General features: G+C 58.5%; 7 protein-coding genes. All 7 read right to left on the reverse strand.

The features are described from left to right. Nucleotides 1–2 precede the first annotated feature (2 nt). Nucleotides 3–4499, reverse strand: coding sequence for a dermonecrotic toxin domain-containing protein (locus ACZZ0D_RS24660; RefSeq protein ID WP_463554516.1), 4497 nt, complete (start codon nucleotides 4497–4499; stop codon nucleotides 3–5). Between the two features lie 229 nt (nucleotides 4500–4728). Then, complete coding sequence (locus tag ACZZ0D_RS24665) at nucleotides 4729–9315, reverse strand: hypothetical protein (RefSeq protein WP_463554517.1); 4587 nt, start codon at nucleotides 9313–9315, stop codon at nucleotides 4729–4731. 143 nt (nucleotides 9316–9458) lie between these two features. Then, nucleotides 9459–10484, reverse strand: a complete 1026-nt coding sequence (locus ACZZ0D_RS24670) for a histone deacetylase family protein (protein WP_463554518.1) — start codon at nucleotides 10482–10484, stop codon at nucleotides 9459–9461. A gap of 205 nt (nucleotides 10485–10689) precedes the next feature. Then, nucleotides 10690–11682, reverse strand: a complete 993-nt coding sequence (locus ACZZ0D_RS24675) for an AraC family transcriptional regulator (RefSeq protein ID WP_463554519.1) — start codon at nucleotides 11680–11682, stop codon at nucleotides 10690–10692. A 166-nt stretch (nucleotides 11683–11848) separates the two neighbouring features. Further along, entirely contained in the window at nucleotides 11849–12853 is a 1005-nt protein-coding gene (locus tag ACZZ0D_RS24680; RefSeq protein ID WP_463554520.1) for an asparaginase, read from the reverse strand. Between the two features lie 170 nt (nucleotides 12854–13023). Next, on the reverse strand, nucleotides 13024–14472 hold the full coding sequence (locus ACZZ0D_RS24685) for an alanine/glycine:cation symporter family protein (protein WP_282358220.1): 1449 nt from the start codon (nucleotides 14470–14472) through the stop codon (nucleotides 13024–13026). A gap of 608 nt (nucleotides 14473–15080) precedes the next feature. Next, complete coding sequence (locus ACZZ0D_RS24690) at nucleotides 15081–16505, reverse strand: aspartate ammonia-lyase (protein ID WP_159814480.1); 1425 nt, start codon at nucleotides 16503–16505, stop codon at nucleotides 15081–15083. Nucleotides 16506–16625: the final 120 nt, after the last annotated feature.

The raw sequence follows: 16625 nt of genomic DNA on the forward strand, positions 1-16625 counted from the left end.
AATCAGTTTTTCCCGGAAGCACCGGCCACTGGTTTCTCCGGTATGGGCAGATCAAGAAACAATTTGCGCAGGTCTGGATCGCTCAACTTGCGCAACACGCCATCGATCGGCTCGAAAGCGTTCAAGGTTTTTTGCTGATCCGGTGTAAGGGTCGCAAGGTAACTGTCGGCGACTTTCAGGTGGGCGGTGGTCGGTTGATCCGCCGGGGTTTTCAGGGTTTTGTAGTGAAAGTGCGCGACCCACAGGGGTTGGTCGTTGTTTGCCTTGTCGAGAATCCGGAACTCCTGAAAATAATCGCCGAACTGTTTCGTCGGGATACGTCCACGCTCGTCGCGAGCGAGGCTGAGTTGAGCATTCTCGTGCATCCATTTGAAGTCGGTTTGAGTCGGTTTGCGCAGTTTGTACATGCTCGCGCGGATGTCCACGCCTTCGCGCCTGACCCGCGTGGCCGCTTCACGCATTTCGGTACTCAGACTGGCAATAGGGGGAAAGCTTTTTTTTGCCGCACGCAAGTTGCTCAGGGCTTGTTCGACGTCTGTTGCGCTTTGCTCCAGTTTCCGCGCGTACTGTTCGTGGATCTCTTGCATATCGGCGGGGATGCGTGAAGGACGTTGAGAGTCTTTGCGGGAATTTTTGAGGAAGTTGGAGCAGTCGAGATTGAGTTCCAGTGCGTCGCTGATGATATCGATATCGCTGCGAGCCGGGCTCAATGCCGGGCGTGAGTCGGGCACGATCTTGTTAATCGGATCTGCAGTGCTTTTCTCTGGCTTGTCGGGCGCTGATTCGCGCGGGCGGGTTTTGTAAACTTTCACCATTGCGCGTGAAGGGCCGGGTTGTTCGGACGTGGCCGCTTCCTGTTGCCTCAACGTGGGATCATTCAGCAACAGGGAATCGATCCTGGCCTGGGCCAGTTGGCGAAACTCTTCGATCAGTGTCCGCAGGTGCATCACTCGGGGGCGATTGACGTGTTGCGGGTAATTTTCGACTACCTCCTGCAAACGCTGGTCGGCATAGTTGAAGGTATCGACGAATCGGCTTATTTGTTCCAGAGTGTCCGCCGTTTCGAGCGTCGCTGTTTTCGTCTTGATCAGCGCTGTCAGATCCTGAGCGGCATCAGCCGCGTCAGTAATAATGCGGCCCACCTGGTAACGCGCCTGATTCATTGAGGGCTCGTTGGTTTCTACCATGCAGGGCTCATGAGACATGCCAATCTCGTTGGCTTTGAAGTCCAGAGCGGTGGACTGAGGCAGCAAGGCTCGCAGTTTCGCCGCATTGGTAACGCCTGCTTTGCCTAGAGGTTTCAGGTGCTCCAGCGAAGTCTCGGCAAGGCTCAGTTTATCCCCCAACTGCTGCCCGAGTTCGATGGCCTGAGTGATGGTCGCAACATAATCCCGGTGCAGTGTCGGAGGATCCTGGGGGCGGCCGTTTCGCAGCGGCTCAGTGATCCTGATGTAGGCGTGTACCTTCATGAGGTACCACTGATCAATATTTTTATGCAGCTCGGTGGTCAGGCGTACCGTGTCGTAGACGTAACCGACCGAGCCTCCTTTGGTACGCCAATCGCGAATATGTTCCAAAGCTTTCTGGTATTCACCAATCGCTTCTTCGAGTTTTAACGCGTATGCATGAGAAGTGGCTTCGAGAGTTTCCTCGGTGGCCTTGAACTTCTCATCGAATGCAGCCATCAGTTCGGTCTTGAGGGTTTTTTCGCGCTCCTTGAACGCTCGCAATTCGCTTTCCAGTTCCTGTTTGCGAAGTTCATTGGCATGCCTGACCTGCTGAATCCGGCTTTTGCGTCCGCCACCACGCAAGCGCAGGCGCGTGTCGATGTACCACAGACCTTTCAGACCCGTTAGCAGCGGGCCGCTACGGGTTGAGTCGTGAGGGTCGCAGATCGTGACTTGTCCGTTGATATCCAGGCGAACCTCGAACCAGCGTTCGCGAACTTGCGCGTAACTCTTGTCCTCCAGTTGATAGAGGTAGGGAGGGTGTTCATTGAGGCGGGTCAAGTCCTCATGGCTCAGGTCTGGCGCCTTGACCTTGAGCCCGTCGAGATAACGTCCCAACTCCGGCGGATTTCGTCGAGGTACCGATCCGCCAATCTCGACCGAGGAACAATGCTGGCTCGGTAGTTCATCGAGTAAGGGCTGCTTCTCAAAGCGCGAGCTAACCGGAACGATTTCGGTTTTAGGCAGATATTCAGCCATGTGCTTTTGAGGCTTCAACTCCCCCGTAACCCTTTGGCGGTGCCGAGTAGCGTGATGGGTAAGGATTATCCCCAGCGTCAGCAAAATATCGCCCAGTGAACTCCACTCACCGAGCCGATCCCCGCGCTCATGGGCGTCGAGTGCTTGCTGAATTTCCTCGATGCTTTGCCACACCCATACGGCGGCGCCGAGTGCGCCACTGAGGAAGTTCGAAGTGACATTGAACAGTGTCCAGCTGCATTCCCGCAGCAGTAACCAGCGCTGTTCAGCGTTGGACATGGATTGACGATCCGCCAGTTCCACGAGGGCTTTGGCGTTGCTCTCGAACAGTGTCTGGAAGAGGTCGCCTTTGAGCTCATCAATGCCAAAATCGACATGGCCAAGCCCGTTCATGTGCAGGGTCGGGTCGGACAATTGCTGAATAACCAGCCAAGGCGAAGGTAAACCCACCGGGAACACGTATTGAGCATATTCGAAACTCAAATTGCGATCCGCCAGCCATGCCAGCACGGAATCCCTGAGCTCTCCCGGTTGATGCAGGGCATACAGCAGATTCTGCCGGGAAGGGAACTGCAACAAAGCAGGCTCGAACAGCGGTCGATAGAGGATGCAAGGCCCGCTATCGGGATCACGTGCTCCGATGATGAACATATTGGTGACTGTGTCCGTACTGCTGAGCAGACGATGCTGCGGGATCAGCGTGAGCGGACAGATCGAAATCTGGTGCGAAGAGGCAGAGCGTTCGCCCGCGACTTGGCGAATGTAGCCGTAACCGGTTTCATCGAGGCCGTTCTGCGACCGGACTTTGCTTTCGAGTGCCGCCAATGGCAGCAACAAAGGCAATTGTTGACGATACAGCGTGGCGTGGCGCTTCGATTCCTGCGAATCGTCAAGCAGTCTGCGCTTGATCAGTTGCGGATAAACGCTACCGATATCGACTTTTTGGGCCAGACTTGTCAGTAGCTCCACCGTCAACCAGGCCGGGACGATTTCACCGGTTTTGAATCGCAAGCTGGCCCTGTAGGGTGGCGTGTTTTCCAAAGCATATTCGCCCAGGGTTCGCGTATAGGTATCAAGCAAATCAGGCAGTGTCAGATCGCCGGCGGTAAAGCTGTTGGTGATGGTAATTTCCAACTCATCCAGCGGCAGGATTGCAGCACCTTCGGCGTGTTTGTCATGGATGAGCGCTTCGCACATCAGCCGTTGGGCAAAGCGATCGATGGGCTCAATCAAATCCTTGCTTTGCTTGAACGCCGGGTCGCGGTAGAGCTTGCCCAGCTCGGTGATGTATTTGCTGTAGGCGGCCAAATCGTCGGCCGAGGCGTTGTGCAGCCAGTCAGGGATCGACGATTCAAGTTTGTCGAGCTGCACCTGCTCCTCCGCAGGCACCACCGGCGCGGTTAAAGTGGCCGGAGCTGACTGGCTCGAGCTGTCTCCAATCGCGGCAATGGAGTCGAGTTGCGAGGCAATCAGCGCCCAGGCCATATGGTCAAAAATATTCCCTTCAGGCTCGAATAGCCGCCACTGCATCGGGCGCCCATCCAGTTGTTCCGAAATACGTGAAGGCAGCGAGGCTCCGAGTTCGTCCATCGACGCGAAAGATTCGTAGCCACTCTCAATGGTGTACATCAACACCAGTTCGCGTTGCTCAAGCTGCGCACATATGACCAAAGCACCACCGAGCAGCAAGTGAGTCTCTTTGGTGTTTTCCAGCGTATCGATATCGATCAGGCCGGCCTGAATCCTGCTGAACCCGCCTTGTTGCATTGGCCGGGCATTCTTGTCCGCAGAGGTGAAGATCAGTCTGGCCAAGGCACACTCTTGAACGCTCCAGCCCTGTACCTCGTTGACATCCAGGGCTTTGCGCAAGGTATCCGCGAGCTCTTGCCAGCGCGGCAGACTGCGTTTCTCGCTATTCCAGAAATTCAATTGGCGTTCCTGATACTCGACGAACAATAACGGTGAGTAGTCGTTGAGCAGGCGGCCGATCTCCTCAATGTCGACAGCCAGATGCCGCGGAGTGAGGGCATCCGGTTCCAGGGTGAGGAAATGTTCAGCGGTAATGAAATTGGCCGAGGCGTTGTATAGATTCAGGCGAACCAGCGTATGGCTCAGTGATTCGAATCGAGTGAGGCCAGCGACAACCAGATCGTTTTCCTCGTGCCATTGCGGCGTGCCGATCATGCATGCATCCGGATCGAGAGCCAGATCGGGGTACAGCGAGCGCAATGCTTCACTGAGCATTTGCGCGGCGACATCGCCCAGCGTGGGGCCGTGACTGGTCAGGTTCACCAGTCTGCTTTTGTCGAGCAGAGGTGTAGAGTTTTCGAAGGACAGCGTGACCGGGGGGCTCATGTTCAATACTCCAAGAGTCGAGGAAGCTGTGTTGCCTCCTGCGTAAACCCCGAAAGTAGTGAATAGCCGCCGGGTGTTGGCGGTATATAAATATTGTTCGGTAAAAAAACTGTGGCGAGCGAGCAATCTCGCCTGCCACAGTCACAGCATCAAAAACCCTAGACGTTCAGGTCACCGACGCCGTGGGTGGCTTGATCGGAAAAAACAGCGTTTTTGCCAGTGGCACGCCGATTTCGCTGCGGTAGATGGCGATCACCTCCTGGGTACTCGACGCGTTTTCCAGGGAGTAACCGCTGCCGAGCAATCGTTGCTCTTTGGTTTTAAGGTGCGCGGCGCTGAAAAACTCGTCGGAGGTATTGGCTCGCTCATAGTGAAAATGCGCGTACCACAGCACCGCTTTGCTCTTGCGATCGCGAATTTCGTATTCCTGCAGAAAGTCTTTCTTCGAGCCTTTGAGCTGCCGGCGACCAGGGATTATCTCGATCGTCACCTCTTGCTGAGCGAGCAACCACTCCACACGCGGCGCGGTGGGCAACTGGCGTTTGGTCATGTTCACCCGCAGCGTATGACCTTCGCTTTTCAGTAGTTTTACCGCCACTTCGATTTTCTGTTTGAGCTGCGCCGCCGTGCTGGCTTGCGCATGAGAGGAGGAACCGGACGCCAGCGACTGGTCGATGGCTTTGGCGGTGTCGCTCAGTTGCGTGGCGTGACGGGCGAGGGCTTCTTCGATTTCCACCGGCAAGCGATTCGGCTCATGGGCGTGGGCCTTTTGCTGTTCGATAAAGCCTTGCACCGCATCCAGTAGCGTCTGCCCTGAACTCATGGTGTTGCTCAAACTTTTGGCTGGCAGGGTTTTCGCCGGTTTGCTGCGCAAGCGCTGCACCCACACGCCGGGTTCCTTCTCGTGGAAGGTCGCCAGCACCTTGCCGGTGAGGCTGGCTTTGACGTCTGCAAACTGCGCATGACCTTGTGCTTCTTTGCGCGGCACCGCGAGTTGCGTGCCTTTGAAGCGGGTCGTGATGACTTTTTTTGCCGGTGCCCGCGACGGCCCGGGCTGCGGATGTTGAGGGCCACGATCACGCAGCAACTGCGACAGTTGCCGGGTACTGTGCTGGCCGAACTCATCGATATTGAGCTGCAGTTGCGCAAGCTGATCAGTCAGCATCTGTTCGGCAAACTGCTGGGGCAGATCCTGCAGCCGGGAATCGATACTGACGAATTGTTCGACCAAAGTGTTGAGCGCCTCAATACGTTGCGGGTCGCTGAACTGATAGTCTTCGCGTTGCAGATCGAGTGAGTTCTGGATCGCCAGATCGGCCTCGTCGACAAGGCGCTCGACTTGCTCGCGCGCCTCCTCGAGTGCGCGGCCACTGCCTTCTTTGACGCAAAATTCGCGCGCTAGGGTAATCCTTAGCGCTTTCATGTCCTGCACGTCGAAGACCGGCAATTTCTGTTTGAATTTGCTGACGACTTGCGCGGCTTCTTTGCCGAGCACGCTCAGTTCGTTAAAACTCGCCTGAGCCATTTCGATGCGGTCGATCATCAGCGTGGTCAGCCGTCGCATCTCCTGGTAGGGCGCGTTATCGGTGGGTCTGTTGCCGGCCTCTTCTTCGGCCAGCAGAGTCAACGTCAGATCCAGCGACGATTTGAACGTGGGTTCCACCTGCTCGATCCACGACTGGTTGAAAAACAGCTGGGAGCTGAGCATTTCAACCATTGAAGCGCGGTACCGTGGCACCGCATCGATGCGGTTCAACTCCTTGATGTAGCCGATGGTGTTGTCGTAGGTGCGGATCTGCGCTTCAAGCTTTTCCAGAAACACCGATTCGTGCGCTTTGTACGTCTCATCGGTTGCTGATGTCAGCGCTTTGCGCGCCGCGATCAATGCGTCTTTGGCAGGGCCGAGATTATCGTTGAACGTTTTTAGGTTCTGGCGCAGTTCATCAATCCGTTGCGCATTCTTGCGTAGCAGATCGGCCTTTCGGCTCTTTAGGCCGCCCCCGCGCAAACGCAGGCGCGTGTCGATGAACCAGCGTCCCTGACGATTGTGAATCAGCAATGGCCCAGAGCGTGGCGGCTGTTTGCGGGCGTCGATGATTTGCACATCGTGCTGTTCATTGAGGTGCACCTCGAACCAGCGCGTACCCACTTTGGCGTAACGTTTTTCACCCAGGGCGTAGAGGTGTTGTTGCGCACCCTCGCTGATGGGCTGGCCGAGATCTGGCGGTGGGTCGATGGCGAATCGCTCAAGCGTCTGGCCAAGGCTCGTTGCTTCACGATTGAGCGCGCCGAGAATGTGGATGGCCGACTCATGGTTGCCTGGCAGGTCAACGGGCGCGATGTCCGCCAGCTGTTTCAACTGGATCTTACCGGGGCGCGACAGTGTTTCGATGAGTGGGGTCTTGGTCTTTGCGGGTAACTCATCTGCACGTCGTGCCGGCTTGCCGCGAGTCGCTGCGCGATGCGCCAGCACCATGGCCAGTGACAGGAGCAAATCGGTGAGCGCGCTGGCGGCCAGCTCACGATCGTCGTTGTGGGTCGCCTCGATGGTCTGTTGCAGATCATCGAACAACTGCCATATCCACACCGCCGTGCCTACGGTCGGGTCGAGAAACGGCAGGACGGCGTTGAACAGTTTCCACGCGCCCTCCTTGAGCGTCGCCCAATGGCTTTCGGCATTCGATACCGATTCACGGTCGGCGAGCTCGATCAGCGCAGTAGTATTGGCGGCGAACAAACTGCGCAGGTAATCACCTTCGAGCACTTTGCTGCCCAGCCGCACGGGGGTGTTGAGGTTAATGTTCAGCAGGGGATTGGTCAGCAATTCGGCGAGTACTGCGAGGTCGGGCAAGTCTCCGTGGAAAATGAAGTTCGAATAGTTGGCGCGAACGCTGTCCGGTAGCCAGGCGAGCACTGATTCACGGATCTTTTTCGAGTGTTTGATCGCGTAGATCAGGCTCGACGGTGTCGGGTACTGAGTCAGCGGGTTTTCCAGCAGCGGACGGTAAAGCAAGCACGGCCCTTTGCTTTGATCACGCGGGCCGATCACGAACATGTTGGTGACGATGTCGGCGCTGTCGTCGGTCTGGTGATCGAGCACAAACGATAACGGACGGATGACGATTTCCTGATCATCGACCCGCCGCGCTTCACCCGCCGCACTCATCACGGCCACGATGTAGCGGTAGCCCTGCTCATCGATAGCACCTTCTTTGCGGATCTTGCATTGCAGGGCCAGCAACGGCAGCTGTACCTGCAAGTGCGCGCGGTACAGCCTCGACAACTCTAAAGATTTGATCGGGTCATCAACCAGTCGCTCCTTGATCAGTGCCGGGTAGGTTTTGCCGATATTGACCGTGGTTACCAACCCTTCGACGTAGGTCGGGGTCAGCCATTCCGGCACCGCTTCACCGGTGGTGAACCAGAGCACTTTATCGCCCAGCGGAACCGCAATCAGGTTTTCCAGGGCCAGCTCTGCCAGGCTCAGCGTGAGGGTTTCGCTGGTGCCCGTGGCCTGAGTGCCCCAGACCACCGGACGGGTGATGCTGATGCGCAGGTTCTTCAGTTTCAGCTGTCTGGCCTGTGGGTGTTTCTTTTCCATCTGCAGCCTGAGGCTGTTCAGAGCAAAGCGCTCGATGGGCGGGATTGCGTCTTCGAAAGACGTGGCGCTGCTCTGCCGCACGGCGGCCAGATCCATCAGATGTCGGCCGAAAGCACTGAGGTCATTGGGGTGCGCGCGGGTCAGCCAGTCTGGCAGCAGCGGATCGATGCGATTGAAGCGCGCATCGTTCTTGTGAACGTGGTGGGCGTTGGCTTGGGTGACAGTTGCAGGCGTCGGGTTACTGAAGTCGAGCTCGCCCAGCGCCTGCGCTTGCAGAGCAATCAGCGTGCAGGCCTGGGTATCGAAAAAATCGCCCTCGGGTTCAACCAGCCGCCACTCAAGCTGGCTGTCGGCGGATAAGCTCCCGGTGAATGTTCGAAGGTAGTGACCAAGTGCTTCGAACGAAGGATGAGCGCGGAAACCCATGATGATCGAGTGCGTGAGTATCAAGGTGCGCTCACCCAGTACGCCAGTAATTACGGCGATATCAAGCATGTTCAGGTGCGTGGGCGTTTCGCCGCCGCTGTCCAGATCGATCAGGCAGGCGCGTGTCTGATAGGGATCGTGAGGTTTGCGCGTGGCACGGTCAGGGTAGTTGAATACCAGATGCGCGAGGGCAAGCTGATCAGCATCCCAGTGTTTGGCCTGCTTGAGGTTCCAGCGCACGCGCAAGGCCAGAGACAGCTCCTGCCAGCGAGGCGCATTAAGGGTCACCGGTTGATTCCAGTAGTCGAGTTGCTGTTCCTGATAGGCAGTAAACAGCATTGACGCGAGGAGGTTGAGCAGGCGCCCGACCGCGTCGATGTTGACCGGCAACTGGATGGAAGGGCTGGCGCTCGGCTGCCCGGTCAGGAAGTGTTCACCGTCGATAAACATGACCGGTTGGCGCGCGATTGCATGACGCAACAGCGAGTCGGTCAAGGATTCGAATCGAGTGTCGCCGGCAACGATCTGTCCATCCCGTTTGATCCAGGAAGGCGTGCCGACCATGACCAGATCGGGGTTGAGTTCGAGTGCCGGATACAGCGCGTTCAGTTCTGCGCGCAGCACCGTGGTGGCGACTTCTCGCAGCGACGGGCCGGTGACCAGTTGCGTCAGCAGATCGGTGGCCGGAACAGACAAGATTGGCGAGTCGGGTTCTAAGGGGGGCATGTGCAGATCCTTCTGACGTTGAGTCGGGAAAGCACATGACGGTAGCGAGGCATTTGCGGGGCGTGGTGGTATCTATATATCGCATGTGAAAAAAATGACCCGCACAGTGGCGGGTCAGAATGGAGTTTTCATGGTGACTCGGTTTACTGCTCGAAACCTTCCAGTACGTTCACTGCGTTGATGCCGATTTCTTCGACCGCGTAACCGCCCTCCATGACGAACAGCGTCGGCTTGCCGAGGGCGGCGATGCGCTTGCCCATCGCCAGGTAATCCGGGCTGTCGAGTTTGAATTGCGAGATCGGATCGTCCTTGAACGTATCGACACCGAGCGACACGACAATGACGTCGGCGCCGTAGCGGTCGATCTCGTCGCAGCACTGCTCCAGCGCCGCGCTCCAAACGTCGTAGCCGGAACCGGCCGGCAATGGATAGTTGAAGTTGAAGCCTTCACCGGCGCCTTCACCGCGCTCGTCGTCATAGCCAAGGAAGAACGGAAATTCCGCTTCCGGGTGGCCGTGGATCGAAGTGAACAGCACGTCGCTGCGCTCGTAGAAAATCGACTGCGTGCCGTTGCCGTGGTGGTAGTCGACGTCGAGGATCGCGACTTTCTTGTGGCCTGCATCGAGGAAGGCTTGCGCGGCGATGGCGGCGTTGTTGAGGTAGCAATAACCGCCCATCAAATCGCTGGCAGCGTGGTGTCCTGGTGGGCGGCACAGAGCGAAAGCAGCGCGTGCGCCACGCTGGATTTCTGCTTGTGCGGTGAGGGCAACCTGCGCCGCGCTGTAGGCCGCTTGCCAGGTACCGGCGGTGATCGGGGCGCCGCCGTCGAAGCTGTAATAACCGAGTTGGCCGTGCAGGCTGGTCGGTTTTATCGCACGCAGGGTGCGCGCCGGCCAGGTATAGGGCAGCAAGTCGCCGTCGGTGTTGAATTCAGTCCAGCGATCCCACGCGCCTTTGAAGAAATCGAGATAGTCGCGGCTGTGAATACGGGCGATGGGGTCGAGGCCGAAATCCTTCGGTGCTTCGACCGGGCCGAGGTTCTGGTTTTGTACGCGTTGCAACACATGGTCGGCGCGCGAGGGCATCTCGAAGCATGGTTTGAGCTGGCCATCGATGAGTTCGCAGCGGCCATGGTGCAGGTGGTGATCGTCTGAGTAGATCGTCAGCATTTGTTGTTCTCCGCAAGGCTGGTTCGGTTGCGTCCAGTGTTGCGGCGAAGGGCGAATCGGAGAACGGCAGGAAAGGCCAAAAGGGGATTGATCTGGCCAAAACCTCTGACCGCAATTCGCCCCCTGAAGATCAAAAGATCGCAGCCTGCGGCAGCTCCTACACCGATCCCTGTAGGAGCTGCCGAAGGCTGCGATCTTTAGATTCTCAAGCCCTGAATTGGCTGGGGGCCACGCCGCTCCAGCGTACAAAGGCGTGGCGGAAGCTGGCGGTTTCGCTGAAGCCCAGCGTTTCGGCAATGCGGTAGATCGGCAGCTGATCCTCACACAACATCTGCTTGGCCCGTTCGAAGCGCAGTTCATCGAGCAGTTCCTGATAGCTGCTGCCCATGTCCTTCAGATGGCGGCGCAAGGTGCGTGGCGAGCACTTCATCTGTTGCGCCAATCCTTCCAGCCCCGGCGCGGCATTCAATTGCGCACTGAGCAACTGGCGGATCCGCCCCAGCCACGCCTGACGCCCGGTGAATTCGAGATTCTGCTTGCGGCAACGCTCGGCCATGGCTTGGTGGGTAATGGCATCCGCCAACGGCAACGGTTGATCGAGCCAGTGTCGGTCGAAGGCGAAGGCGTTGTCCTTGGCGGCGAAGTGCAGCGGCGAGTTGAAGTGTTCGGCATAGCTGTCGCGGTAATCCGGCGCGGCGTGTTCGAACCGTGTGGCGAGCAGCGGCAGCGGATGCCCGAGCAGGTCATCGCAAATCACCTTCAGCGAGACCAGGCAGAACTCGGCATTGAACACGGCCATCGCCGGACTTTCGCGATAGTCCGCCGCAACGAACCAGACGCGCTCGCCATCGTCTTCCAGGCTCAGTTCGAAAAGTGTTCCCAACAGCGCCGGATAACGGATCGCCAAACGCAAAGCGTCACCGAAGGTGGCACAGGTCAGCAGCGCGTAACCGAGGATGCCGTAGCAGGAAACGTGCATGCGCCGGCCCAGTTCCAGGCCGATATCGCGCTTGAGCGCGACCGCGTTGGCGCAGACCTGCATTTCCTGGTTGGTGGTGATGCGGGTGTCAGCACGGTTTAAATCCGCCGCACTGATGCCGCTGCCGTTGAGCAGCGCCTCGCTCGACAGGCCTTCGGCTTTGAAGGTGTTGAGGATCAGCGAGACCGCGTTGAGGGTGGTGAGGTGGGAGTGGAGCATGGGATCTTCCAGCCTTGAGATGGCTGGAATGCAGCAATTTATATGCCGTACGAAGATCAAACTGTGGGAGCGGGCTTGCTCGCGAATGCGTCGTGTCAGTTGGCATCAGCTTATCTGACCCACCGCCTTCGCGAGCAAGCCCGCTCCCGCAGGGATTTGCGTGGTGTCAGAGGAGTTCGCCGCAGAGGTCGAGTTCAATCAGTCGGCGCACTTCTTGAGTTTCAAGCCCAGCACCGAGCAACCCGTGCAACTTGCCAAACGCCGCCTCACGGGTCATGCCGCCACCGGACAACACGCCAACCCCGCGCAAGCGGCTGCCCGCCTCATACACATCCAGCTCAACCCCACCTTCATGGCATTGCGTCACGGCAACGACTACCACGCCGTTATCCCGCGCGCGACCAAGGCTCGCCAGAAACTCCGGGTTATCGCTCGGCCCGGTGCCGCTGCCGTAACACTCCAGCACCAGACCCTGAATGCCGCTGTCGAGCAAACCATCAAGGACTCCAGCGCTAATGCCGGGGAACAGCGGCAGCACGGCAACTTTGGCCAGTTGCTTCGGCTGGTTGTAGTTCAACGACGCCGGAATCGATGGGGCTTTCACGCCGCCGCCCTGACGCTCCAGACGCTTGAACGGATGACGGCCAAAGCTGCGCACTTTTGCGCAACGGGTCGGCGCCAGCAGTTCGCCGTGGAAGTACAAATGCACGCCCGGCGCCAGGCCTTGGCCGAGTGCGACCAGTGCGCCGCCAAGGTTTTCCCAGGCATCGCTGTCGGTCACGCCCGCCGGCAGCATCGAACCGGTGAAGCACACACGCGCATGCAGGCCGAGCAACTGGAAGCTCATCGCCGCCGCGCTGTACGCCAGCGTGTCGGTGCCGTGCAGGATCAGCACGCTGTCGCAGCCTTGCACATCCACCGCATCGACCACCGCTTCACGCAGTTGCTGCCAATAGGTCGGGGTCATGTTGGCGCTGTCGATCAGCGGCGACATCTCGCGAAAGCGCCACTGCGGCACGACGAGTTCAGGCTGGCTGTGCAGGTAATCGCGCATCCGCGCTTCAAAACCGGACGCCGGGGCCAGGCCATTGGCGCTGGCTTGCATGCCGATGGTGCCACCGGTGTAGAGCACCATGACGTGTTGAGCGGCGGGATAAGTCGACGAATTCATAGGATTCTCCGAAACGATGAGTTCCTGTAGGAGTGAGCCTGCTCGCGATAGCGGTCTTTCAGCCAACATAAATGTTGAATGATGAACCGCTATCGCGAGCAGGCTCACTCCTACAAGTTATTGCATCACAATAACTGACGGGCGCAGGGGATGCGCCCGTCATTCACCTGTCAGCGTTGCGCTGCAGGTACGCCTTGCGGCTCGGCTTCGGTCTTGCCCGCTGTTGCCGGCGGGTTGGTTGGCCAGGCTTTCAGATCCAGATCCAGATCGGCAAATTTGCTGGAATCGAACACCGGCTGTTTGACGCCGGCGCGGCGCTGCTCGTCGTAGTCGCGCATGACGCGCATGCCGACCTTGAACAGCATGGCCAGGGCCACCAGGTTGACGAAGGCCAGGCAGGTCATAGTGATGTCGGCGAAGGCGAACACGGTCGACAGATCCTGCATCGAACCCCAGACCACCAGCGCCAGCACCAGGCCACGGAAAATCATCAGCGCGGCGCGGTTGCGGGTGAGGAACTGCAAGCTGTTCTCGCCCAGGTAGTAGTTGTAGAGGATGCAGGTGAAGACGAACAGCGACAGCGCAACGCTGACGAACATGCGGCCCCAGTCACCGACCACGGCGGCCAGCGAGTTCTGGGTCAGGACGATGCCGTCACCTTCGAAGCCCGGGGTGTAGAAACCCGACAGCAGGATCAGCAGCGCGGTGCAGGTGCAGATCACGAAGGTGTCGAGGAACACGCTGAAAGCCTGAACCACGCCTTGCGCGCCCGGGTGTTTCACCGCAGCCACGGCGGCGACGTTCGGCGCACTGCCCAGACCCGCTTCGTTGGCGAACACGCCACGCTTCACGCCCATGACGATGGCGCTGCCGAGCAGACCACCAAAGGCCGGGTCGAGACCGAAGGCGCTCTTGATGATGGTTTCCAGCATGGCGGGCACGTGTTCGATCTGGGTGCCGATCACATACAGGGTCACGCCGATATAGGCCAGGGTCTTGATCGGTACTAACAGGTCGGATACCGAAGCGATGCGCTTGATGCCGCCGAGGAAGGTGATGGCCAGCAGCACCGCCAGGACGATACCGGTGTGGCGCGGGTCGAATTCAAAGGCGTTCTGCAGCGAGTGGGTCACGGTGTAGGACTGCAGGCCAATGAAGGCGAAGCCGTAGGTGACCAGCAGCAGAACGGAGAACACCACTGCCATGCCTTTGAGCTTCAGGCCGTGCTGAATGTAGTAGGCCGGGCCACCTCGGTACAGACCGTCGCCATCGGCGCGTTTGTAGACTTGGGCCAGAGTACATTCGAAGAAGCTGCTGGACATGCCGACCAGTGCGGTCACCCACATCCAGAACACCGCACCCGGACCGCCGAGGGTCACGGCAATGCCGACACCGGCGATGTTGCCTGCACCCACTCGGCCGGCAAGGCTGAGCATCAGGGCCTGGAACGAGCTGAGTTGGCCGGCGCTGCCTTTGAGGCTGTCGCGGAACACCGCGAACATGTGGAAGAAGTGCCGCAGTTGAACGAAACGCGAGCGAATCGTGAAGTAGCTACCGAGCCCGACAATGAGCACGATCAGTACTTTGCCTGAGAGGAAGTCGTTGATGACTTCGAGCATGGATTTTTCCTCGCTGTTTTTTGTGTAAGCAAATGCTGGATCGGAGAAACATCGTGTTAAACCGGTTTGCGCGCGGCACAACAGGTGAGGCGAAGGTTTCGTCCCGGTTCCAAATCGCGGGTTTGTTATTAGTTCGGGTTTCACATGGGTGATGGCCTCGTTACCGACGACCGCTCATGCGAAGAGGGGCGGCACTATACCGATCAGTGCGGCGCCCGTCTGCACAGTCGTGGTGCAAGCGACGAAACGAGGCTTTGAAACACCCGGCGTTACCGGCGCCGGGCTTGTACAGGAACTGCTCCTCTGCTGAAGCAAACCCTGTGGCGAGGGGATTTATCCCCGTTCGGCTGCGAAGCAGTCGCAAAACCATCGCACGCGGTGTACCTGATACATCGCGATTGCAGGTATTGGGGCCGCTTCGCGACCCAACGGGGATAAATCCCCTCGCCACAAGGGCTTACCTCGACATTAAGCAGTCCCCAGACATACGGGTCTCAGGATCAAATAGTTAAAAAAAAGGGCCTGGGGACTAAATCCCCAAGCCCTCAAAAGGTGAGAGGTGTCTAGTCCCTCGACCTGGTGAGCGGTGCTACAAGTAACGCGTCGATTCAGCCTTTGAGCGGAACCAGACGCGGAGCAATCATGTTTTCCGGGCGCAGGATGTCGGCGAGCATGGCTTCGTCGAGCAGACCTTCTTCGCGCACCAGTTCCAGCACGCCGCGGCCGCTTTCAAGGGCGAGGCCGGCGATGCGGGTGGCGTTTTTGTAGCCGATGTACGGGTTCAATGCGGTAACCAGACCGATCGAGTGCTCGACCAGTTCACGGCAGCGCGCTTCGTTGGCGGTGATGCCGACGATGCAGTGCTCGCGCAGCATGTCCATGGCGCGTTGCAGCAGGCGGATCGAGTCGAAGATCTTGAACGCGATCAGCGGCTCCATCACGTTCAGCTGCAGTTGGCCGCCTTCGGCTGCCATGGTCAGCGCCAGGTCGTTACCGATCACTTGGAACGCGACTTGGTTAACGGCTTCCGGGATTACCGGGTTGACCTTGCCAGGCATGATCGAGCTGCCTGGCTGACGCGCTGGCAGGTTGATTTCGTTGATGCCGGTACGTGGGCCGCTGGACAGCAGACGCAAGTCGTTGCAGATTTTCGACAGCTTGACCGCGGTGCGCTTGAGCATGCCGGAGAACAGTACGAAGGCGCCCATGTCGGAAGTCGCTTCGATCAGGTCGGCCGCCGGAACCAGCGGTTGACCGCTGATCAGGGCCAGACGCTGAACCGCCAGCGCTTGGTAACGCGGGTCGGCGTTGATGCCGGTACCGATCGCGGTGCCGCCTAGGTTCACTTCAGTCAGCAGTTCCGGGGCCAGCGTCTTCAGACGGGCCAGGTCTTCGCCCATGGTGGTGGCGAAAGCACGGAATTCCTGGCCGAGGGTCATCGGCACGGCGTCTTGCAGTTGAGTACGGCCCATTTTCAGGACGTGATCGAATTCTTTGCCCTTGGCTGCGAACGCCTGAATCAGGCTGTCGAGGCTGGCCAGCAGGGTGTCGTGACCGAGCAACAGGCCCAGGCGGATCGCTGTTGGGTAGGCGTCGTTGGTTGACTGCGCCATGTTGACGTCGTCGTTCGGGTGCAGGAACTGGTACTCGCCTTTCTGGTGACCCATTGCTTCCAGAGCAATGTTGGCGATCACTTCGTTGGCGTTCATGTTGGTGGAAGTACCGGCGCCACCTTGAATCATGTCGACCACGAACTCTTCGTGGAAATCACCGCGGATCAATCGGGCACAGGCTTCGCTGATGGCAGCGTGCTTGGCTTCGCTCAGATGACCCAACTCGCGGTTGGCGTCAGCAGCGGCCTGTTTGACCATTGCCAGACCGACAACGAGTTTTGGGTAATGCGAAATCGGAACGCCGGAGAGACGGAAGTTATTCACCGCTCGCAGGGTCTGGATGCCGTAATACGCTTGAGCCGGTACTTCGAGGGCGCCAAGCAGGTCGTTTTCTGTGCGGAAAGATGCAGCGGAGGACATGATAGAAATCATCTCGATATGGCACCGGTCTGTGCCGGAACGCTGCGAATGCTAGGCTTGTGGGGAATTTTGGGCCAATGCTGTTAAGCACTGCCCTATGCACATTCGGCATAATGCCCA

Source organism: Pseudomonas sp. AC193, assembly GCF_979258075.1.